The sequence below is a fragment of the Neobacillus sp. FW104-15D2 genome (genome assembly GCF_058790155.1).
Map to the genome: position 1 here is coordinate 1 of NZ_JBYTCJ010000028.1, position 22,242 is coordinate 22,242.

Below are 22,242 nucleotides of genomic sequence, written 5' to 3' on the forward strand. Positions count from 1 at the left end.
AATCGTTCACTATATTTAGCCAAAAATAAACACCCCAAAAGTTAGATTTTAGCTCTAACTTTTGGGGTGCAGTACAAACCGGGAGGCCCTTTTGTATTATCGGTTGCTTATTCTTATTGCAGATCGTTTTGTTATTTTTTATCCCGATCTAAACTTCCTTTAATAGGCTCACCGGTTTTTTCATCAAGGAAAAGTCTTTGAGTATGTGGTCCCTTTTTGAAATCAAACATACTTTCAATGCTGCTAGCTTTCGCATCAAGGGATTCTCCGCCAATACGCCCCAGATTCCAGTTATCCTCAATAAATTTAAGGATAGAGGTTTGATCCGTAAATGTATGATCTACAAAATTACTTTTAGCATATGGAGAAACTACTAACAATGGCAATCGAGGGCCATATCCTGCCTTCCCTGATTCAACCGTTTGTCCGTTGTTTGGACCATATGCATGATCATACCAGCCATCTGAATCGTCATATGCAATCACTACCGCAGTGTCTTTCCACTCAGGTGTTTTTTGCAGATGGTTAATCGTATTGACAATGAATTGCTGCTCATCTAATGGATCTGAATAACCCGCATGGCCATCCTGATACATAGGAGCTTTAAGATAGCTCACACTTGGCATATTCCCATTATTAACTGCAGTCCAGAAATCCTTCATATCATATTGGTGGTTAGCCTGATCCTGCTTTCCTATCATTTCAGGAGAACTTGGAGCCTTATGATCCGGGTTAGCGGTGGACTTGTAATATTCGAATGGCTGGTGATGCGGGCTGTAATCAGTCACCTGTGCTCCGCCTATATTTGTACTCTTGTGAGTTGGATCTGCAAAGCCCCCCTGGAACCAGCCCCAAGTAATACCTTTTACATTAAGTAAATTGCCAACATTTTTGTTTGTATCATCCATTGCAGCAGTAACACCCGTTGAAGCCTTATCAAAATAGGGATTTGGATCACCGGTCACCGTTCTGTTTTCATACTCATTTAAAACATCACTGGTTTCTTTTTGGCCGTTCTTGTCATATAAGGTTGCCCCGTGTGTTTCACCCGAAACAAGGTTTAGTGCGCCAGGTGTTGAAGGACCAAATACGGTTCCAAAGGAATTATCGCTCATTGCAAAGTTTTGGGCATAGTTCCATATTGCAGTGACCGTATTCCCATCATAATAATTCATTACGATTTTTGGGTCGTTCCCTCTTCCTACTGTTTCAACAAACTTATCCATTTTTCCGCCATCGACAGAAGCAATTTCATCATGATACGCGTGGTCCATATCGGCAGTCATAGCTTGTGAGCGGTCTAAACGGACAGGGTTTGCAGCATTGGGATTATTGGTAATTAAATTGGTTTTCGAGATATTTGGCTGGGTTCCGTTATAATCCTTTGGAGTTATTAAATTATTAACCTCTGGGGTATTATCTTTAGCAGTAAATTTCGGTTCACCTTTAATGTTTAAGGCGTAGGGATATGTACCAAAGTAATGATCAAATGATACATTCTCACCGAAAATAACCACCACGTGTTTAATCGGTGTCTTTGTTTGCACCTTTGCTTCCTTAGAATGTACGCTTTCTCTTTTATTGTCCTGGGCATTAACTTGTTTATTCACTGCAGGAGATACCGCTAAAATAGTACCTAAAGCTGCAGCACTCAGAACGTTAATAACTTTGGCCAATTTCTTCCGTTCCATAAAAAAGCCTCCTATAGATTGTCGTCTCTATCATTTATAATTTAATAGATTTATGTAAAGCCCGTGTTAACGTAGCGTTACATTATTGAAAATTAATTTTTAAAAATTATTACAAAAAATTCTTTAAAAATATATAAAAAAATTCCTCTATTGCATAAAAAAACCTAATCCACTAAGGGATTAGGCATGTTTTTTTAGGAATATTATATTTCATATATTTTACAAAATCTGCAAGACGGTTATCATGTACCACAAAAGGTTCGGTAAGGATGATCTGAGTCAGGTGGAAGTGTACAATAATCAACCTGCTCAGGAGAGTGGGCATAAGGATAAGAGAGAACTTTAAGCAGCCGCTCCAAGACGCTGTAGTCACCCTTTTTCACGGCTGCTTCTAGTGCCTCTTCCACCCGGTGATTTCGGGGAATCACTGCGGGATTACTGTTCTGCATCAATTGTTGGGAGGTTTCCTTAGACTCCTCCTGCCTGCTCAACCTAGACTGCCATCGCTCATACCACTCAGCTAATTCCGGTGTTCCACTCAGCACTGTGTCCTCCAGCTTATCAAAAGTTAATGCTATAAAAGTATTAGTATAATCCGCGTTATATTTCTGCATCATTTTCAGAAGATCAGCAAAAAGTGCCTGGTCGTTTTCCTCTTTATTAAAGAGTCCAAGTTTAGCTCTCATTCCATCAAGCCAATACTTTTGAAACAAATCAGAAAAACTAGAAAGCGCGGCCTCTGCCAATTCAACAGCCTTCTCTTCGTTTTCATGCAGCAGGGGCAATAAGGCTTCCGCAAAGCACGATAGATTCCACACACCAATATACGGCTGATTTCCAAATGCATAGCGTCCTTCCCGGTCAATCGAACTGAATACGGTTGCCGGGTCAAAGGTATCCATAAAGGCACAAGGGCCATAATCAATGGTTTCACCACTAATGGCCATATTGTCGGTGTTCATTACCCCATGAATAAAACCAACCAGCTGCCATTTCGAAATAAGCTCCGCCTGGCGCTTGATTACTTCCTTAAGCAGCGAAAGATACGGATTTTCATCATTTTCAACTTCCGAATAATGGCGCTTAATAGTATAGTCCGCTAATGCCCGAAGATCGTCAACACTACACCAAGTTGAAACGTATTGAAAAGTACCTACGCGAATATGGCTGGCCGCCACCCGGGTAAGAATAGCACCTGGCAGTTTAGTTTCACGGATAATGGTTTCACCCGATGTCACTACTGCCAGACTTCTAGTTGTAGGAATACCAAGACCGTGCATAGCTTCGCTAATGATATATTCACGCAGCATCGGTCCCAGGGAAGCACGGCCATCACCCCCACGGGAGTATCGCGTTCTCCCTGAACCCTTGAGCTGAATATCAAACCGTTCCCCTTCTGGTGTCATCTGCTCTCCAAGGAGCACAGCCCGGCCATCTCCTAACATGGCAAAATGGCCAAACTGGTGCCCTGCATAAGCCTGGGCAAGAGGTGAAGCACCATCTGGTATACTATTTCCCGCAAATACAGCTGCGCCTTTCCCATTTTTAAGCTCATCAGCATTCAGGCCTAAAGACTCTGCCAGTGAATCATTTAGAATGACCAGTGTTGGTGAGCTTACTGGAGTCGGATTTTGTCTTGTGAAAAATAAATTCGGCAGTCGAGCATAACTGTTGTCAAAATTCCATCCTATTTCTCTTGTCATTGTATCTCCTTTCCTTTTATCAAATTTTATGAATTTCCATTTTGTTTTTAACAAACATTCTTCTCGTCCATTTATTATACCCATTTCTCAGCAATGATGGCCTCTTTCAACCATCGAAATAAGGAACTAATAAAAGTCCCCCAAACCAGATAGTCTGAGGGATCTAAATTTTATCTTAAATCAGAAGAATCATCATAGTCATACCGGAATCCATCCTCTTGAGCAGGAACTCCCTCTTTTGTTTGCCTATTATCTGTTTTATTCTGTAGTTCTTCATTTACTTGATTTTCAGGCTTGTTTTGTTGGTTTTTCACCTAGTCCGCCTCCTTTTTCACATTTTTTTACCTATTATCTCACCGAAGCAGTTCGGATATTCGCATAATTAATGCTGCTGTAAAGTATAGGATTTTATACAAACAGAATAATAGATATCGTACACATTCTTTGGTTTAATGGGTTTTAAAGAACACGAAAACAAAAGGAGGAGAAAAGGGATGTACACTCAAAAGGAATACAAGGATGGGAACCTGACATTTATTGAGCTCAGAAGTGAAGATAATAATTCATGGTTAAAGGTCGTTCCAGAACGAGGCGGGATTATAACAAGTCTGGGACTTCAGGGAAAGGAACTCCTTTTCTTAAATGAAGCAACGTTACACGATAAGCAAAAAAACATCAGAGGCGGCATTCCTATTCTTTTCCCAATCTCTGGACAGTTAACAGATGGCCAGTACGAATGGAACGAAACTGTGTTTAAAATGAAAAACCACGGATTTGCCCGTGATCTTCCCTGGGAAGTTATTGATATTAATACTGAATCAAACCAGGCATCTGTAACTTTGAAATTAAAGAGTACTAAAGAAACTTATATCTCTTACCCTTTTGAATTTTCATTGGTATTTAAATATATTTTGCAGGAAAATAAACTGACTATTGAACAGAATTATCAAAACACATCAAATGAAGCTATGCCGATCTACGCTGGCTTTCATCCTTACTTCACATCAACTACTAAGGATTTGATCATTGATACTGATGCGACCGAATACCTTGATTACAATGATATGGAGTTTAAAAAAATTGAACAGGTTATTCCCATTAATCAAAAAGAATCCTATACATTGAAAACCAACTCTGGAACAGTTCAATTTTTCGAAAATCCAATTACCATAACATATGGCTCCGACTTTCCTTATGTTGTACTATGGTCTGAGGAAGGACAGAATTTTATATGTGTTGAACCTTGGATGGCAAAAACAGACGAGCTAAACAGTAAAGAAGAGTTGACCATGATTCAGCCAGGAACAACCATGCATACATCAATATCAATCTCTTTTTAGGGTGGATATAGGGGCTATTCGGACTGCTTGCGTAAATCCAGGGGGCTTATTGTCCGAATACCGGGTTCATTCGGACTGATTTATTAAATCCTAGGGCCTTCCTGTCCGAATGCAGAGTTCATACGGACTGATTTTTCAAATCCTAGGGCCATCCTGTCCGAATCCCGGACCCATTAATAAAACTTCAGTTTCTTTTAACTTCTAATTGTTCAGGGGAAGTGACGGCATAATGAATTCACCATTATTTCAAGTAACTAATCTTATTTATCAATCCAATTTAACTTATGATAGGGTGAGGATTGAGAAGGGAAAAATCAATTTTATTGTTGGTGAGAGTGGCAGCGGTAAAAGTACTCTTTTTAAATTGTTGAACCATTCTATTAGTCCATCATCCGGAGAATTGTTATACAACGGTAAAGCTATAGAAGAATATGACCCGGTTACCCTAAGACGTGAAGTAAGCTTGGTTGCTCAGGAGCCTTTTCTCTTTGATGAAACTATTTTGGGTAATTTTGAAACCTTCTATTCTCTAAGGCAAATGCCTATGCCTGATAAAGAATATATCCAATACATTACTGACCTTTGCTTCGTAAATGTGCCTTTAGATCAAAATGCATCTACCCTTTCAGGGGGAGAACGCCAAAGAGTTTACATATCTATTTTTTTATCATTTAGTCCAAAAGTTTTGCTATTAGATGAACCCACTTCAGCACTGGATGAGGAAACCAGCTTTAAAGTAATAAAAAATATAACAGATTTTTGCAAAGAAAACGACATTGAGATGGTTATTGTAAGCCATGACAAAGATATCGTGGATCAGTTCTGTGAAAATAAAATTGAAATTGTAAAGAAGGGCTAATATGGGCATAGCCAAACTCGGAATTTCTCAGTTTTTACTTATATATTTACTTCTTATTATCGTTTTACTGGTAATGAAAAAATCCAAAATAAATCAAACTAAACTGCTCTTAATAGCTAGCGTAAGAATGACCGTTCAGCTAGTTATTGTGGGTTATGTACTTCAATATATATTCAAAAATCCAAACCCTATTTTAACAGTGATTTTTCTTGTCATCATGATTGCCTTTTCTATTGACCGGGCAATAAGAGGAAGAAAAGATTTAAACAATAACTTTAAATTTGCAATAGGTACCTCTTTAACCCTTTCCGGCCTGTTTGTTCTGATTTTCTTTGTAACAATAGTGGTTAATAAGTCAATTTTCAACCCGCAGTATACCATACCTTTAGCCGGTATGATCATAGGCAATGCCATGACAGGAATAAATATTGGCATAAAAACGTTCATGGATTCCATTAATAAAGAAAAAAGTAAAATTACCACTTTACTCAATTTAGGTATCGATCCAAAAGATATTTTGAAGCCATTCGCGAATAATGCATTGGAAACCGCTTTAATACCTACACTTAATTCGATGGTTGGAATGGGAATAATCTTTCTGCCTGGAATGATGACAGGGCAAATATTATCCGGCACATTGCCTACAACCGCAATTATGTACCAAATTGCGATCATGATTGCCATTTGTACGTCCGTTTGTTTAAGCGTGTTTTTATCCCTTAATATGGGTTATAAATCTTTATATAACAGCAGAAAACAATTTCTTTAATAACATCGTAAATACGAGTAATAATCTATTATAAGAGTGAAATTAGATGTACATTTAAAAGGAATATAAAGAAGGAGATCTCACCTGTATCGAATTGCAAAGCGATGATAAGACTTCCTGGTTAAAGGTAATACCGGAGCGCGGCGGGATTATTACAAGCCTCGGCCTTCAGAGTAAAGAGCTTCTATTCTTAAATGAAACAACCTTACACGATAAACAAAAAAACATTCGTGGCGGGATTCCTATTCTCTTCCCTATATCTGGCCAGCTAACAAATGGCCAGTACGATTGGAATGGAACTGTCTTTAAAATGAGAAACCACGGATTTGCCCGTGACCTTCACTGGGAATTGTTGATATTAACACTGGATCAGCAGAAGCTTCTATAACATTGAAGGCAGAAAGCACTAAAGAAACTTTTACCTCATACCCTTTTGAATTTTCATTGATATTTAAATATATACTGCAAGAAAACAAACTTACAATTGAACAGGATTATCGAAACGAATCGAATGAAGAGATGCCTATCTACGCCGGGTTCCATCCTTATTTTAAATCAACCACTAAACAGCTTAAAATTGAAACCGATGCAACCGAATACCATGATTATAATGACATGGAATATAAAAAATTTGATAAGGTTATTCCAATTAATCAAAAAGAATCCTATACATTAAAAACCAATTCGGGAACTGTTCAATTCTTTGAAGACCTCATCACCATAACATATGGTTCGGATTTCCCTTATGTTGTACTTTGGTCTGAAGAAGGACAGGACTTTGTTTGTGTTGAACCCTGGATGGCAAAAAATGACGCTTTAAACAGTAAGGAAGCATTGAGAATGATCAAACCCAAAAAATCACTTCATACAGCGATATCGATTTCGATTTAGCTATCAAAGAGCCTAATCCTTTTGAGGAATTAGGCTCAATTTTTGCTAAAGTTAAGTGTTAGGCAGCCAAGTAGACCATATCCACTTGAGATGCCTACACTTTATTTTTGTTGTGCCTTGAAATTTGAAGATGACGATTGGTCTTTTTCCAATCACTTAAGATGCAATTCACAGCAGTGGGGCTAAATGAGTCTTTAAATATCAATAAAAAAAAACAATTAAATTGCTGCATTATCCTCCATTTAACGGATCATTATTTTCTTTAGTTCTTATAATTTTCTTATATATTACTTGAACGATAATTTCCTTTTTGACTAAACATCTATTTAATTTAGTATTTCTTATATTTTTTATTTAACTACTATAGTTCCTCATTCATAGGCTAACCCAAGCGCTATAATGGTGTTTAAAACTTTTCCACGTATAACCTCATATTTTTTCTGGAAAGTGACACCCTAAAGAAGATAAATTCCATTCAAATTCAGAATGTCTTAAAACCCTATGCGTGAAGGGAGATTTAGTTGTGAAACTGTATCAAGTAAGAAAAGGGCAATTTGTATACTATAACAATGAGCTGCACAAGGTATATGGAGTAAAGCCAATGTATAAACTATCCATTCATCTTATTAAGCTGAGGGATTTAACACAGCATATAACTAATGCAGCGAGTGTGGAAAGATACATTCCAAGGGAAAATGATAGTTTTATTTTTGACCATAAGGTATATACGCTCAAAGATAATCGAAAAGCCGAAGCAGGCGACTTTATTCTAATTAACAATCCGGCCCCTGATACCCTCGATCACTATTCCCTAAATGAGATTGAAGTAGTAGAAACTGTTGATAACAAAGGGGTAATAACAAGTGATTTGAACGGAATCAAGCACAATGAGTATTTATTAATGGCACCTGGCCGTGCTCCCGGCAGCCACCCTATCGATTATCTAGGAATGGAAAATGTGGAAGAAGAATACTTTGACGACAAAGGTCGCCAAATCATTAATCCTTCCGGTGAGCTACCGTCAAAGCTCGGGGATATCTATAAAAAGAGGGACAGTGAATTTTTAGTTGAAGCCATGGTGATCGCAATCATAGGCCAAACCATTTTCCTTGGAGGGGGATTAGAACTGTCCCAGGAAGAATTAATGGATACTGATAAGTGGGAATTTCAATATAATCCCTTTGATAATTGAATTGTCTTTTCTTAACAACCAATTTCTAATTAAACCAAACACAATTTTCTTCCACACTGCCAGGAGGTTTCTATGGATAGTAATAAATTTAAACAAAATAGTGTTTTTATTATTTCCTTACTGCTTACCCTCATTTTTATCATATGGGGAGTTTTTTTTACAGAGAATCTAACCAAACTTACCAACTCCGTTTATAAAAGCTCAATTGATTACCTTGGCTGGGTATATCTTGGCGCTACCTTATTCTTTGTGGTCTTCTCCATCTATTTACTGTTTTCAAAGTATGGCGATATACGGCTCGGCAGGAAAACAGACAAGCCTGATTTCACTACCGGCTCTTGGCTCTCAATGCTGTTCGGTGCGGGTATGGGAATTGGAATTGTGTATTGGAGTGTCGCTGAGCCTGTGACCCACTATACAGCACCTCCCTATGGAAAAGCTTATACTGTTGAAGCAGCGAACACTGCTATGAAATATACCTTTTTTCATTGGGGCCTGGATCCATGGGCAATATATACGGTTATCGGCCTAGCCCTTGCTTTTTTTCAATACAACAAAAGGCTTCCCGCGGCCATAAGTTCAGCGTTCCATCCGATTTTAGGAGATAGAATCTACGGACCGATTGGAAAAACGATTGATATTTTGTCTATTTTCGCAACAGTCTTCGGCATTGCAACCTCATTAGGACTAGGGGCAATGCAGGTTACAGCAGGAATGCATGCCATTTTTGGCATTCCTAATACATTAGTGATCCAGCTGGTCGTCATTGTTGTTGCTACATTCCTTTTTATCATCTCAATTAATACAGGTTTGGAAAAAGGAATAAAGCACTTATCCAACGCAGCAATAATCCTATCAGTTGCAATTATGCTGCTGATTTTGTTTGTCGGTCCTACCTTGACTGTTATTAAAGTCTTCTTTAATACGACCGGCCTCTATATTAGCGACTTTTTACATATGAGTTTAAGGTTAAATCCCTTTGGTGAAGGAAAATGGATTGCATCATGGACTTTATTTTACTGGGCATGGTGGATTGCCTGGGCACCGTTCGTCGGTATGTTTATTGCCCGTGTTTCAAAAGGAAGAACCGTTCGAGAGTTTGTTATTGGGGTATTGATTGTTCCTACCCTCGGAACATGTCTTTGGATGTCAGTATTCGGCGGTTCTGCTCTTGAACTAGTTCAAAAACCAGGAAACCGTGATTTGGCAAAAAGTATCGCCGAAAACGTAAACTTGTCGATTTTTACATTCTTTGACTATCTTCCATTAAGTTCACTATTAAGCATTTTAGGGTTTGCCGTGGTAGCAATTTATTATATAACTGTTGCTGATACCGCAACCTTTGTACTGGGAATGTTAAGTGAAGGCGGAACGCTTAATCCTTCGAACAAAATTAAAATGACATGGGGTGTCATACAATCTGCCTTAGCTGCTGTATTGCTTTTTGCCGGCGGTTTGAACGTATTGCAAACAGCTTCCATTGCAGCCGCACTTCCATTTGCAATCATCATGGTCGTCATGTGCTTTTCATTATTGAGAGGGTTAAAAAATGAAGTAGAAGTACAAAGAGGCAATAAAAGAAGCGTGCAACATTCATAAATGGAATTAAAACGTAAAAATCTTCCTGAGTGTGTCATTGATCAGGAAGATTTTTGATTTTAAAAAACGGTTTTAGCCTCTATTATTATTTACTAAAATAAATCTTCATTTACTTGTGATACAGTTCACCGTACCATAAATAAATAAGGTTTTAAGCATTTTGTTTTTATTTAATATTCAATTCAATTACCATTATATGACGCCTTTTTTGCTTATTCCAAGGGTTAAGTGATTAATGAAAAGAAGTGTTACAGGAAAAGTCCTTCACTATATGACCTCTTTGGAAAAATTATTATGATTCAAGTATGCCCTTAATTTTTTTCAGGTCTTTTTTGTTTACTCTTTTCATCAAGCCAAATTAATTTTGTTTTAGCCACAACTCTATCTGTATATCCAGCTCTTTACTTAAGTCTTGTTTCCTTTCATACAGCTTATTAAGCTTCTCATAATCTATTTGTTCATCAGCCATAGCTAAATCTATTTCCCTTATTTCATTTTCAATGCTTTCAATTCTTGTGAGGGCCTTAGCCGCCTCTGCTGATTGCTTCTTTGAGTCATCAGGCTTATTTCTTGGTTTGTTCACTTTTTCAGCTTTTGCAACTGGCTCTTCTTTGATTAACTTTTCTATTTCACTTTTGTAATAATCGTAATTCCCAGGGTAGCTTTTTAAGGAACAGCCTTCTACAGTAATGACTCTTTCACCGATTTTATTGATAAAGTATCGGTCGTGAGAGATGAAAAATATCGTGCCTTTAAATTCTTCTAATGCTTCCTCCAAGGTTTCAATAGAATCGATATCTAGATGGTTTGTTGGTTCATCAAGAATTAATAAGTTAATGTCCTGATATAACAGCATCGCAAGCTTCAGCCTGATTCTCTCTCCACCTGACAAATGCTTTACCTTTTTGAATGGGCTCTTTTTATAAAACATGAATTTGGCAAGATACTCACGGGCTTTTCCCTCCATAATAGAGATATCCTCTCGAAAAGCTTCGAGAACCGTGAACTCTTCATCATTAAACCTGATCTTTTGTGGCAAATAGGCTGCCTTCACATTAGCGCCTAATTCCACTATTCCATTATCAGGCTGCTCCTCGCCTAAAAGCATTTTAAAAAAGGTAGTTTTCCCGCTTCCATTCGGCCCAATCAGCCCTACTCTTTCACCATAATGAATCATTACATCTGCATTCTCTAGAATCACTTTATCCTCATAGCTTTTAGAGAGCCCGATTGCCTTAATGGTTTCATTTCCTGACCGTTCAGCGGCTTTGAGGTCCAGTCTCATATTCCGTCTTTCAAAAATGGGTTTATCCATACGCTCCATTTTATCGAGCTTTTTTTGTATGGAGGCAGCTCTTCTAAAAAACTTATTATTATCCGCCCTCATCGCCCAGTCTCTTAGGCTCATTACTTGCTTTTCCATGTTATTAATCTTTTTTTGCTGCTCTCTGAAATGCTCATATTGAATCCGCATATTTTCTTCTTTTTGGCTGATAAAAGAGGAGTAGTTTCCTTTATAGGATATGGATTCCTTATCCTCAATTTCTACAATCTTAGAGACTACATTGTCGAGAAAATATCGGTCATGGGATACAATAATGACAATTCCTTTATAGCTTTTAAGATAGTTCTCAAGCCACTCGATAGATTCCATATCGAGATGATTCGTTGGCTCATCCAGCAGCAATATATCCGGATTATGAATCAGGAGCTTCCCAAGCACGACTGTAGTTTTTTCACCACCGCTTAATAAATCAAAATTCCTATTTAAAAAGCTCTCGGTAAAACGAAGACCTGTGCATACCCTGCTTAACTTTTCTTCCCGTTCGTATCCGCCCTTTACTTCAAATAATTGAACCAAGTCACTATATTTGTTTAGCGCTTTTTCGAGTGCAGCATCTTCCCAAGTCTTCATCTGCTTCTCTATTTCACGCATTTGATTCTCAATGGTGTCGATCTCTTCAAAGGCCAAATTCAAAACATCAATCACTTTTATTCCTTCCGGATAAACAGGCGCTTGCTCCAGATAAGCCTTAGTGGCACCTCTCGGTAAGTGAATAAGGCCCTCATCATAGCCTGGGCTTGAGGTTTGCGGGTAACCCGGATAGTAATTCATCGGTTCAATTCCCGCAATTAATTTAAGAATCGTACTCTTTCCGCTTCCATTCGCCCCTACGATTCCGATCTTCTCTCCTTCATATGCTTCAAAGGTTATATTATTAACCACAAGTGTGGCTTCCATAAACTTTTTAATACCATTTAAATTCATTTCTAACATATAAATACCTGCTTTCATCCATATTTACGCTTTATGGACAGGACAAAGAAGACTTTTGATACTGTTCTTTTATTAAAAAAGCTCTACTGTTTTTTGAGGGAATCCACTCCCTGTCCGCGGACGAACTGCCAAGCCAGGTCGCTCGCACCTCACTGCGGAGTCTTGCCAGCCCGTTTTTCCACGGACAATGAACTATCACAACCTCGAATAACACCGCTCTAAGGAAATGCGAATGCCTTTTGGAGTAGTCTCGTGGACTCCCTTAGGATTATCCATATTGTTTATCAAAGCTTAAATAATAAAAAAGACCATAAGAAGATGGTGTCTTCTTACAGTCTTGAATACTTAGTGAATATAATTTATTAAAGAATTTAAGCAAAAAAGCGCATTTAAAAAAGCACATTATAATGCTTATAATCTAGAGCCAGCAGGATCCAAATAAATTATAATCTCGGTTTCAGTAAAGTAAGTTACCTTCTAATGCCTGATCCCATAGGAGCGTATGACAAATAAACCTAGTTTTTTAGGTAAAATAACACTCATTACAAAATCCTTATTAATTTTTAAAGAATTAATAATTAGCAATTAGTTGGTTCCATAAACTTACTTTCCCCCTCCGGAATTTTCTTTATTATCCCATGATTTCTTTATTTTGTAAATATTTACTATAATTCTTTAATTTAACCACGTATCCTGGGTACTCCAGTATTCTCTCTAAATCAACCATGATTTACCTTCGGCTACCATGAGAATATTATTTAATTTTGCCCAATTCATCTATAAAGGCAGGCCTTTTTAAATACATGCTTCTAAGTTCATTTATCAGATCCGTTTGATTTTGCTTGCCTGCTATTTTTTCATAAGCCTTTATTTTTCTACAAATAACTTTATACTCTTTCCGATTGGAGGAGGACTTTGCTGAGGATTTGATAATTTCCTTATATATTTCGATGACCTCTTCTTTATGTTGATCCAGTAACATATCCGCATAAGTCTCTATTGTTTCTGGATTCCTTCTGACAAACTCCATGATTTCATCCAGATCATTTTCTTCCTCTATTAAGCGACGGAACATATCGGTTATTCGCCAGTCTCTTTCTTTTCTCATTTCATTTTTTAAGCTGCTGTAAAAAACTGATTTGTCTCCTTCCGCTAATTCCTTAAGCTCTTTATAATATTCAAAGTCTCCTTTAAAGAGGAGTTCCTTTGCCAGCTTTTCTTGCTCTGCTTTTAGTGATAGCCCTTTATACGCCAAGTATCTTAGTTTTTTCCACTTCGATACTAAGCCTGCTAATTGGGTATCCTTTTTCTCTCCTTCTTCAGCCAATTCAATGACCTTTTGGAAGTTCTTATCTTGAAAGAATTTATTAATTAATCGTTCTCTAAAAGAGGTAAAATTAAGATGGTCATTAATAAATTGGTCCGCTTCTTCCTTCGTACCAAACCTTTCAATTATATTAAACAATATTTGAAGCAGCTCTTCATTACTGTAATGCATATATTGATTTTCGGACTGTTGGACTATTAAGGAGTCAATTTTTGTTTTTAGCTTTTCCCTAAGTTCAGGATCATGAGCAAATTCAGCACAAATCCCTACCAATTGGACTTTGTAATCTTCCCACCCTTCAAAATACTTTTTATCAATTTGCTTTAATAATAAATTGAAAACTGCTTTTTGCTGTTCCATCTCTTGTTCTATACTTCTATTTACTGTCTCTCCTATAACCGATATCGTTTCTCTTACTAAAAAGCCAATATATCCACCAGAATCATCTGCAAATTGAAAAGCACCTATTGACTTTTCCAGCAATAAAAAAGCAATATCCAGTGCTAAAAATACATCTTCTGTGTTCTCGATTTTTTCTAAAAGAGCCTCCATTTCACGTACAAAAAGAGACACTTCTTTATAATGAATAAAACGTTCCTTATGATAATACTTTCGGACGATAGAATCGATTAGTTTTTTACAATTCTCAAATTCATTTTTTGTATCACCTTTTGAGTATCTGACGATAAGGCTGCTTTTTAATGTATCATTATCATCAATGATTTCTAATATAATTCTAACCAGTTCCTCTTTGGAAAGATTGTTTAAGACTTCATCTAGAGTTGGCCTCTTTGCTTTTGGCTTTCTATTGTGAGTTGCATCTAGAAGAGTTAAAAGTTCAAAATAGGCAGCCACCTGATGTTTACATACAGGCCCAAAGTCAAAAGGGCAATCACAATATGAATACAGTATTTCTCCCTTATCGCCGATCTGTACAATAACCTCGTAGTCTTCAGTTCCTTCAATTACAAAGACGTATTCATTATTTCCTTTTTTATAGGAATCTTTAATATTTCCCTCTTCGAAGTAGCTGTAACCCCTTTCTAAAATGGTCTTATTTATATCTTGAGAAAAATTATTAATATTCATGTTCAGTTCCTCCTGATTAACTTGTATCAAGTTACCTTTCTTAAATATTACCTAATATAACTTCAAAATCCTCTCTCCAACCAATAAAAAAAGCACCACACTTTTGTGTGGATGCCTATTTTTTCAATTTCATTTATATTAGAAAGTAAATGTGCATCCTAAACCGTCATTTTCCAATTTGATATGGCCAGCCAGTTCTCCAGTTCCTTGTAGTCCGGCATTATACTCCCAACAAGGCGCCAGAAGGATCTGTCATGATTGAGATGGACCATATGACACATTTCGTGGACGACCACGTAGTCAATCACCTTCTGTGGTGCCATCGCCAGCCTCCAATTAAATGTTAATTGGAGTTTTGAATCACAGGTTCCCCAAGTTTTTTTACTGTCAGAAATACGGATAGAACGAGGTTTGGTTTTAAAGTGGCTTTGATGAAACTGAATACTTTTTTCCACAAGAGCCTTGCACTGCTGATAATAAAAACGTTTTAGAGCTTGTTTTATTTTTTCATCTTCAAGCTGACTTACATTAATGGTTAACTGCTCTCCATCAAAAACTACATAATCTTGTTCAATACTCGTTTCTTGAAAGATCCGTATTGGAAAGGTTTTTCCTAAATAGAGAAAGCTCTCGCCATGCCCATAGACCTTTTCCTGCGGCCCGTTCAATCTATCCTTCATCTCTTTTATTTTCTGCTGAAGCTGTTCCCATTTTCCCTCTATTAATTGAATCACTTTGTCTTCAGTTGTCCCTTTTGGCGCCTGTACTTCAACATCTCCATACGAATCAATCGTAATCCCGAAGGACGTTCGATTTTTGTACTTGATCTCAAAACGTATTGTTTCGCCTAAGTAGGTATGTATCATATCTTCACCTATGAATCCTTTATGCTGTTATCCCCTGTATTTGATAGCTAGTCCTTTTAAGAAGTTTCTGGCGAATTTATCTCCGCACTCTTTATAATTCTTATGCCCTTCTTTTCTTAATAAAGCACCGAGCTCTCCTTTTGTTACTGTGATTCCTGCCTTTTCGAATATATCCAGCATATCCTCGGTAGTTAGCGATAGTGCTATTTTCACTTTCTTTAACAGGAGATTATTCACGTTTGCACTTTTCTTTGAAGCCGGTTCTGGTGTATCAGGCTGTCCTGGTTTGGGCTCTTGTTTTCCTCTTTTAAAGATAATCAAGCCGTTTAAAAAGGAATCGAACATACTGTTATTACACTTTATTTGAAAGTCATTTCCATTTTCTTCCTCATCATCTGATTTTGTGAGGATCTTTATCACTTCCGGCACGGATACTTCCTCGCCGCCAAGCTTAAATATCTCTGCCATTTCTTTATTTTTTACTTCTAAAGCGTATCTCAATCGAATTAAAATATCATTATTATCCATTAATAAACCTCCTGCTTTGGGAATTTCTCGCCCCAAGTTCTTCACATTATTTTTTAAAAATTTGATTTATAAATCCAGTTAATTCTTTTGCAGCATTTTCATGAGCTAATGTTCCCGGATGACTTCTTGACCCTACTGTTTCATCTGTGGTATTTGGAAGTTGAAAAACTGAAATCTTCCTATCATCAGTTTTCCTGGTATACATATCTACAGCCCGGTAAATAGAAGGCATCATTGACAAACCTAACATTCCATATGCCCATATAATATGTGCATTTTTATTATATTTTCTGAGCTTGATAAGAAATTTCTCTGCTGCTTCCTCAAAGGATCTTAAATCCTCTTCATTAAAGGTTCCATTTGCATTTAATCTTTGTTTATAAGTCTTCCCAGTTACTTCATCCTTCCATTCTGGTGAAAAAAAAGCTCCTCCATCATTTGTTCCCAGGTTAACTACCACAACATCTGGCTGCCAGGAATTAAAATCATTTTCTATAGAGGCTCCTAAAGCTTCATTTTTTTCTCCAGTAAGAAGACCACAAACTTTCTCGTAGGATTCAGGAATATTGGCATTTGGATTATTATCCCAGCTCGTGAAGACTCCCCAGCCACTTTGAGATATAATTCTGTATTCTGCATTCAACGCTTCAGCTGTCATTGTACAATAATTGTTTAAGGCACTGAACCACATAGATATCCAGTCCTCTTCAGCTTTAGCTCCTAATGCTCCTTCTCCGGAGGTAATGCTGTCACCTATAAACTCTAACTTATATGGTTTTTCTTCAATAGGCAAAAACTCCCCATCAAACTTCACTGCATGGATTTGGAAAGAGCACCCGGCATCTCCGCTCATTGCCTGTACATCTTTTACAATACGAACATTCTTTATAACATTTTCATTCATGCCCCTAAATACACAAACCCAGTACCTTCCTGCCGTTAGCATTTGTCTGCTTATAGGAAAAGAGTTTATAACTATACTGATCCAAGGCTCGTAGTTATCATAATCTACCTCTACTTCAATCCATAGTTCAGAGCCCTTAGCATTTAATTCAATAGCACTTCCTGTCCAAAACAATGTTAAGGGCGAAAGATGCCCTGTTGTTCTGCCATGAACTTTTAAATTTTTTATATTAGGCAATGTATGTACTTTTAATTTATCATTTCCCTTCATTTATTTCCCCTCCGAATTTTTCCCGTCTGAATATATCACTTCTACAAATCATAACATTAAAATTCTTAAAAAGGACAGAAATGCCCGACACATTTCATAATGAAAAGGAAGCTTAAAATGCTATATATATATGAGAAGACTCTCTTTGGTCATGGTTGCCTGCCATAGGGATTTGTTTGTTTTTCTAATCATAAAAGGCAACTCCCCAAATAGGGTCAGCTGCCTTCTTTAAGTATTATTTCCGCAACCGCTTTTACAGCGTGCAGAGTTTATGGCAACACTCGGGGGGACTTTTTAAGCCCTTAAATAATATCCAGCAATTGCATGTGTTATTCCAACGATAACTTCACTATATCATCCAGATACTTTGTTGTATTATAGCCATGTATTTCAAGCATTTTTGGTGTCACTTTATCTTCATCGCTGTTACTGTTTAACTCTATCTTCTGAACTGTATCGAAGTAACGGGGATGATCCAGTTTTTCATAGTCAATCCATCCATTCGGTTTGTATTCTTTTCCGTTTTTATCGACAAGTACTCCATCATTATAGATATCCATTGTCTCTTCGCCCATAATATTGAATTGAAGCGACTCATAAGCCCTGTTCTTAATTTCATGATTGCTTATCACAATTCTGGTAGGCTGTCCGATTTCATACTTTTCTATAGAGATTGTGCTGCCTGCATATTCAAAGGTCTGGGGATATTTTTGTGAAGCATTGAGTTCGATGGTTTTCCTGTCTTCAACCGTTAAAATGGCTGATTCTAATTGAACATTGACCTCCTTTGTTTTTTTTCCAAAAAGCGGATCAAAGCTGGCTTGAAAAGTAGTTGAATCCATATTTCCGCTTGAAAAAGTGCTGCCATTCCTATCAGCTTTCACTTTTTTACTGTTTACTTCAAGATGATCAATATTAAGAGCTTCAATTCGCTTCTTCGGCTGATCATTAGTAATATTAAATTGCAGGATCGTTGCTGTCGGGGCGATGGTTACTTTATCAAATCGAACCGGTATTCCCTCAACTTTTATTTCTTTATTCAATGCGTATTCGGCAGAGGGCTGTTTAGTTACAGGGAATTTGAAGTTCCATTCCCCCGTTTTTTCCATGCTCATAGAAGTAGGATTAATAGTATTCCGGACAGAGGAAGCCCGCATTAATTTCTGAAGCTTTGAGATTTTAAGTTTGATTGTCCCTTTATTCTCTCTTAATGGCAATAAACTAATCTTTCCCCGATATACGTTCTTTTCTTGGTTATTTGCAAGTGATTCCAGATCAGGAGGATAATTTCTTGGATAAGAACCATTACTCATAAATTCAAGTCGGTTCTCCACAGATACTCCATCATTAACATCTATCATATATTGACTATCTTTAGCTGTATCTTCTATTTCATAAAAAACAAGCGTCTGAACATCATCTGCAATCGCGCTCTTGATGGTAATTTTCACACCATCACTTTCTGCTTCAAGGTTCAGCATTTCCCCCATGCCCTGACGCAAAAAGCCACGCAACTGCTGATCTTCTTCGGTATATGAAGAGTACAAATTGGTAAAATAACCCGTAAAAACTTCTAAACTTATTAATAATGCGAAGGTACCTGAAAAAACAATTCCTATTTTTAGACGTTTCTTGCTTTTCAGCAGCCTTTGCTTTTCCCTTTCTGCCAGCCTGGCTTTGACGTTTACCATGAAACCGGCTGGCAAAGGGAAATCTCCAACTCTTTCAATAAAATTCACCAAAGCCAACATGACATCCTGAAAGGCAGCCAAATCCTCCTGACAATTTTGGCAATGATAAACATGTATCTCGAATTCAACCTTTTCCGGCCGGTCCAGGTTTCTTTCCAAGTAATCCAGGTAATTCTTTTGATACTCTTTACAGCCATTTAAGCTTTCCACATATCCCAGTCCTTTTTTTAGTGACTGGATTCCGGAGAACAAAAGCTCCTTTAGTTTTTCCTTGGAAACATTAAGAAGATGCGCTGCGTCCTCTCGAGGAATTCCTTTTATATATGTAAGGGACATCGCTTCTTTCTCTTCCTCATTCAACCTATCAAGCGCCTTAAATAAATCCTGGCGTGGTTCCTCTGGTGCTTGTAAACTTAAATCGTTAGAAAGCTCCTGGCAGGTTTGTATAAAAATAGATGTAACCCACATTTCGAACGATGTTTCTCTCTTATATCTTGGAAACTCCTTGTGTACTTTTATGATGCAACGGTAAAAAAGCTCTTCCATTTGCTGCTGGCTCCGAAGGTAGACCCAACCTAGAATATAGAATGATTGTTTATGCTGATTGAACCAATCAATGATAGATTCCATATCTTTTTCTCTTATCGGAGCGATTGAAACGGGCTCTATTTTTGTTGGGATCATAAAGGTCCCCCCTTAAACATTTCACTTTATACCTAATCATATAGGCTAATCCAATTATTGGCAATACGCATAAATTATGGACTTTCTAGATTTTATGACCCGCTTCTCTAAATTGAAAAGAAGCAGGCAATCCCTTATCTGGAGCCTGCTTCTTTTTTAAAATTAACTAACATAGTACTAGACAAAATCACTGTACATATTTCGTGTGATAGTATTTCTAAAATCGAGCATTTGGACATAAATCTAGTATTATTGCAAATCAACACCCTAATAATTTTTCAAAAAGCCAAGATTACAATATACAAGAAGTTAAGCTATTAAAATTGTAATATTCATTGCCCCACAATAATAAGCGAGATTAAACGTATTGTAACTGCCCTTCCCAAATATAGTCTAAATAAAAGAGGAATTCACTGACCATATCACGAAACTAATCCTATTAACGAAAGGAGGATCTTATGAAACCACCTATAGCATTACGCATTCCCCATCCTCATGAATTGCATGATGATGTGCGTGAAGATGACTTTTATTGGCTGAAGGATCGCAACAATGCGGAGGTCATCCAATATTTAGAGGAAGAAAATCGTTATTACGATGAAATCATGCAGCCATTAGAAGAACAAACCGAGCAAATTTATCAAAGCATGGTGGACCGTGTTCCAGATTCAGAAGTGAAAGTGCCGGTGCAGCATGGACAGTTCTTCTACTATTCCCTTTTGGACAAAAATAAGCAATATCCAATCTATGCACGTAAGCAGACGGCAAACCGCGTGCTTCTGCCAAAGGCGAAAGAGGAAGTGTTACTCGATCTAAATGAATTAGCCGAAGATGGTGAATATTTAAGCGTCACGGTACAGCGTATAAGTACCGACCATAACCGTCTCGCTTATTTGGAGAATCGGGATGGCACTGACCGATATACAATCCACGTAAAGGACCTGGAGACGGGCGAGCTTCTGCCCGACCGGATTCCTGATGTCTTTTTATATGGCAGTATGGAATGGAGCCGGTGCGGTAAATATATTTTTTACATAACCGTTGATGAGAATCAACGCCCATACCGGTTGTGGCGACATCGTTTGGGAAGTGGCGTGGCAAATGATGAGCTGATCTTTGAAGAAAAAGACATAACGTTTACATTGGTCGTGTCTAAATCACAAAGTGGAAAATTTATTTTTGTACAATCAAGATCGAAAACGACAAGCGAGGTTCGCCTGTTAGATGCTGATTCCCCATTAACCCCTTTGCAGCTATTAGATGGCCGGCGTGAAGGAATAGAATATGATGCCGAGCATTGGGGGGAAGACCTGCTTATACTCACAAACGAAGGGGCGCTAAACTTTGAGTTATACCGGTGTCCTCTTAATGACCTTAACTCACGTGTAAAAGTCGTTGAACATAGTGAAGATCGCTTTCTTCAAGCCATGTACCCGTTTCGAGACGCATTGCTTATCTTTGGCCGGGAGAATGGGTTGACGCAAATCTGGGTACTGCAGGACGGTGAGTTGGCGCGAATTGAATGGGATGAGCCCCTGTATACTGTGTCGATTTTATCGAATCAAAGCTATGAGACAGCTGAGGTATTAATCCAGTATGAGTCCCTGCTCACCCCAAAAACAACTTATGGGCTAGATCCGCTTACCGGAGAGAAGCATCGTTTGCAAATTGCTCCTGTCAGCGGTGAATACGATCCTTCCTGCTTTCGTCAAGAGCAATTATGGGCTATAGCTGAGGATGGAGTCAAAGTGCCGATGGCCGTCGTCTATCGCGAAGGAGCGCTTGACCATGGACCAGCGCCGTTAATTTTGCATGCATATGGATCGTATGGAGCAAACAGCGATCCGCATTTTGACCCGTATCGTCTTCCTTTGCTGGAGAAAGGAATTATATTTGTCACGGCGCAAGTGCGTGGCGGTTCCGAAATGGGACGGAGTTGGTATAAAGACGGAAAAATGCAGAATAAACGAAACACATTCACAGATTTCATCGCTGCAGCAAAATATCTTATTGAGCAGGAATACACAACCCCAAGTAAAATGGCCGCCCGCGGAGGCAGTGCGGGAGGTTTGCTCGTGGGCGCAGTGGCCAATATGGCTGGTGAGCTATTTCAGGTCATCGTTCCAGCAGTACCGTTCGTTGATGTAGTCACGACGATGCTTGATGCCACGATTCCCCTTACCACCCTCGAATGGGACGAATGGGGCAATCCTCAAAATCAAGAAGACTATTTCTATATGAAGTCATATAGCCCATACGACAATGTAGAAGCGAAAGACTATCCGTATATGTATGTCACAACCGGACTGAACGATCCGAGGGTTGCTTATTGGGAACCGGCCAAGTGGGTTGCACTCTTAAGAGCCTTAAAAACTGATGATAACGTCCTTGTACTCAAAACTAACATGGGTGCGGGCCACTTCGGAGCATCAGGACGTTTCAATCACTTAAAAGAAGCCGCCGCCTGCTATGCATTCATTCTAGATAAGCTCGGCAGCACTACCAAATAAAAAAATTCCTAACTCCCGGCAATCGGGGGTTTTTTTGGTTGAATAGAAAAC

General features: G+C 38.1%; 17 protein-coding genes. 8 read left to right on the forward strand and 9 right to left on the reverse strand.

Features of this window, described 5'->3' with window-relative positions; translation table 11 throughout:
- Nucleotides 1-131: 131 nt before the first annotated feature.
- The 3 genes from AC3WR0_RS19350 to AC3WR0_RS19360 form a co-directional block, all read right to left on the reverse strand.
- The gene (locus tag AC3WR0_RS19350) at nucleotides 132-1,691 is read right to left on the reverse strand and encodes an alkaline phosphatase family protein (protein ID WP_492553845.1); all 1,560 of its coding nucleotides are present in this window, start codon (nucleotides 1,689-1,691) and stop codon (nucleotides 132-134) included.
- A 242-nt stretch (nucleotides 1,692-1,933) separates the two neighbouring features.
- Entirely contained in the window at nucleotides 1,934-3,394 is a 1,461-nt protein-coding gene (locus AC3WR0_RS19355) for a protein adenylyltransferase SelO (RefSeq protein ID WP_492553846.1), read from the reverse strand.
- 170 nt (nucleotides 3,395-3,564) lie between these two features.
- Nucleotides 3,565-3,708: a hypothetical protein gene (locus AC3WR0_RS19360; protein ID WP_492553847.1), complete on the reverse strand. Its 144-nt coding sequence runs from the start codon at nucleotides 3,706-3,708 to the stop codon at nucleotides 3,565-3,567.
- Between the two features lie 180 nt (nucleotides 3,709-3,888).
- Here AC3WR0_RS19360 and AC3WR0_RS19365 point away from each other — a divergent pair, with 180 nt between their 5' ends.
- From AC3WR0_RS19365 to AC3WR0_RS19395, 7 genes are all read left to right on the forward strand, one after another.
- Nucleotides 3,889-4,734, forward strand: a complete 846-nt coding sequence (locus tag AC3WR0_RS19365) for an aldose epimerase family protein (protein WP_492553848.1) — start codon at nucleotides 3,889-3,891, stop codon at nucleotides 4,732-4,734.
- A gap of 229 nt (nucleotides 4,735-4,963) precedes the next feature.
- Nucleotides 4,964-5,593: an ABC transporter ATP-binding protein gene (locus AC3WR0_RS19370; protein WP_492553849.1), complete on the forward strand. Its 630-nt coding sequence runs from the start codon at nucleotides 4,964-4,966 to the stop codon at nucleotides 5,591-5,593.
- Nucleotide 5,594: 1 nt separating this feature from the next.
- The gene (locus tag AC3WR0_RS19375) at nucleotides 5,595-6,362 is read left to right on the forward strand and encodes an ABC transporter permease (RefSeq protein ID WP_492553850.1); all 768 of its coding nucleotides are present in this window, start codon (nucleotides 5,595-5,597) and stop codon (nucleotides 6,360-6,362) included.
- Between the two features lie 94 nt (nucleotides 6,363-6,456).
- Nucleotides 6,457-6,750 carry a hypothetical protein gene (locus AC3WR0_RS19380; RefSeq protein WP_492553851.1) on the forward strand — a complete coding sequence of 98 codons (294 nt, stop codon included), beginning with the start codon at nucleotides 6,457-6,459 and terminating at the stop codon, nucleotides 6,748-6,750.
- A 2-nt stretch (nucleotides 6,751-6,752) separates the two neighbouring features.
- A complete protein-coding gene (locus AC3WR0_RS19385) occupies nucleotides 6,753-7,253 on the forward strand; it encodes an aldose epimerase family protein (RefSeq protein WP_492553852.1) in 501 nt (166 codons plus the stop codon).
- Nucleotides 7,254-7,776: 523 nt separating this feature from the next.
- Nucleotides 7,777-8,445, forward strand: a complete 669-nt coding sequence (locus AC3WR0_RS19390; RefSeq protein WP_492553853.1) for a hypothetical protein — start codon at nucleotides 7,777-7,779, stop codon at nucleotides 8,443-8,445.
- Between the two features lie 72 nt (nucleotides 8,446-8,517).
- The gene (locus AC3WR0_RS19395; protein ID WP_492553854.1) at nucleotides 8,518-10,044 is read left to right on the forward strand and encodes a glycine betaine uptake BCCT transporter; all 1,527 of its coding nucleotides are present in this window, start codon (nucleotides 8,518-8,520) and stop codon (nucleotides 10,042-10,044) included.
- A 358-nt stretch (nucleotides 10,045-10,402) separates the two neighbouring features.
- On the opposite strand, the gene abc-f is transcribed toward AC3WR0_RS19395, so the two are convergent.
- The 6 genes from abc-f to AC3WR0_RS19425 form a co-directional block, all read right to left on the reverse strand.
- Nucleotides 10,403-12,322: a ribosomal protection-like ABC-F family protein gene (abc-f, locus tag AC3WR0_RS19400; RefSeq protein WP_492553855.1), complete on the reverse strand. Its 1,920-nt coding sequence runs from the start codon at nucleotides 12,320-12,322 to the stop codon at nucleotides 10,403-10,405.
- 754 nt (nucleotides 12,323-13,076) lie between these two features.
- Nucleotides 13,077-14,738: an SWIM zinc finger family protein gene (locus AC3WR0_RS19405; protein WP_492553856.1), complete on the reverse strand. Its 1,662-nt coding sequence runs from the start codon at nucleotides 14,736-14,738 to the stop codon at nucleotides 13,077-13,079.
- Between the two features lie 158 nt (nucleotides 14,739-14,896).
- The gene (locus AC3WR0_RS19410; protein ID WP_492553857.1) at nucleotides 14,897-15,604 is read right to left on the reverse strand and encodes a M48 family metallopeptidase; all 708 of its coding nucleotides are present in this window, start codon (nucleotides 15,602-15,604) and stop codon (nucleotides 14,897-14,899) included.
- A gap of 27 nt (nucleotides 15,605-15,631) precedes the next feature.
- A complete protein-coding gene (locus tag AC3WR0_RS19415; protein WP_492553858.1) occupies nucleotides 15,632-16,132 on the reverse strand; it encodes a YehS family protein in 501 nt (166 codons plus the stop codon).
- A gap of 46 nt (nucleotides 16,133-16,178) precedes the next feature.
- The gene (locus AC3WR0_RS19420) at nucleotides 16,179-17,306 is read right to left on the reverse strand and encodes an SGNH/GDSL hydrolase family protein (protein ID WP_492553859.1); all 1,128 of its coding nucleotides are present in this window, start codon (nucleotides 17,304-17,306) and stop codon (nucleotides 16,179-16,181) included.
- A 329-nt stretch (nucleotides 17,307-17,635) separates the two neighbouring features.
- Nucleotides 17,636-19,681, reverse strand: coding sequence for a DUF4179 domain-containing protein (locus AC3WR0_RS19425; RefSeq protein WP_492553860.1), 2,046 nt, complete (start codon nucleotides 19,679-19,681; stop codon nucleotides 17,636-17,638).
- Between the two features lie 458 nt (nucleotides 19,682-20,139).
- On the opposite strand from AC3WR0_RS19425, the gene AC3WR0_RS19430 reads away from it, so the two are divergent.
- Nucleotides 20,140-22,191, forward strand: coding sequence for a S9 family peptidase (locus tag AC3WR0_RS19430; RefSeq protein ID WP_492553861.1), 2,052 nt, complete (start codon nucleotides 20,140-20,142; stop codon nucleotides 22,189-22,191).
- Nucleotides 22,192-22,242 lie beyond the last annotated feature (51 nt).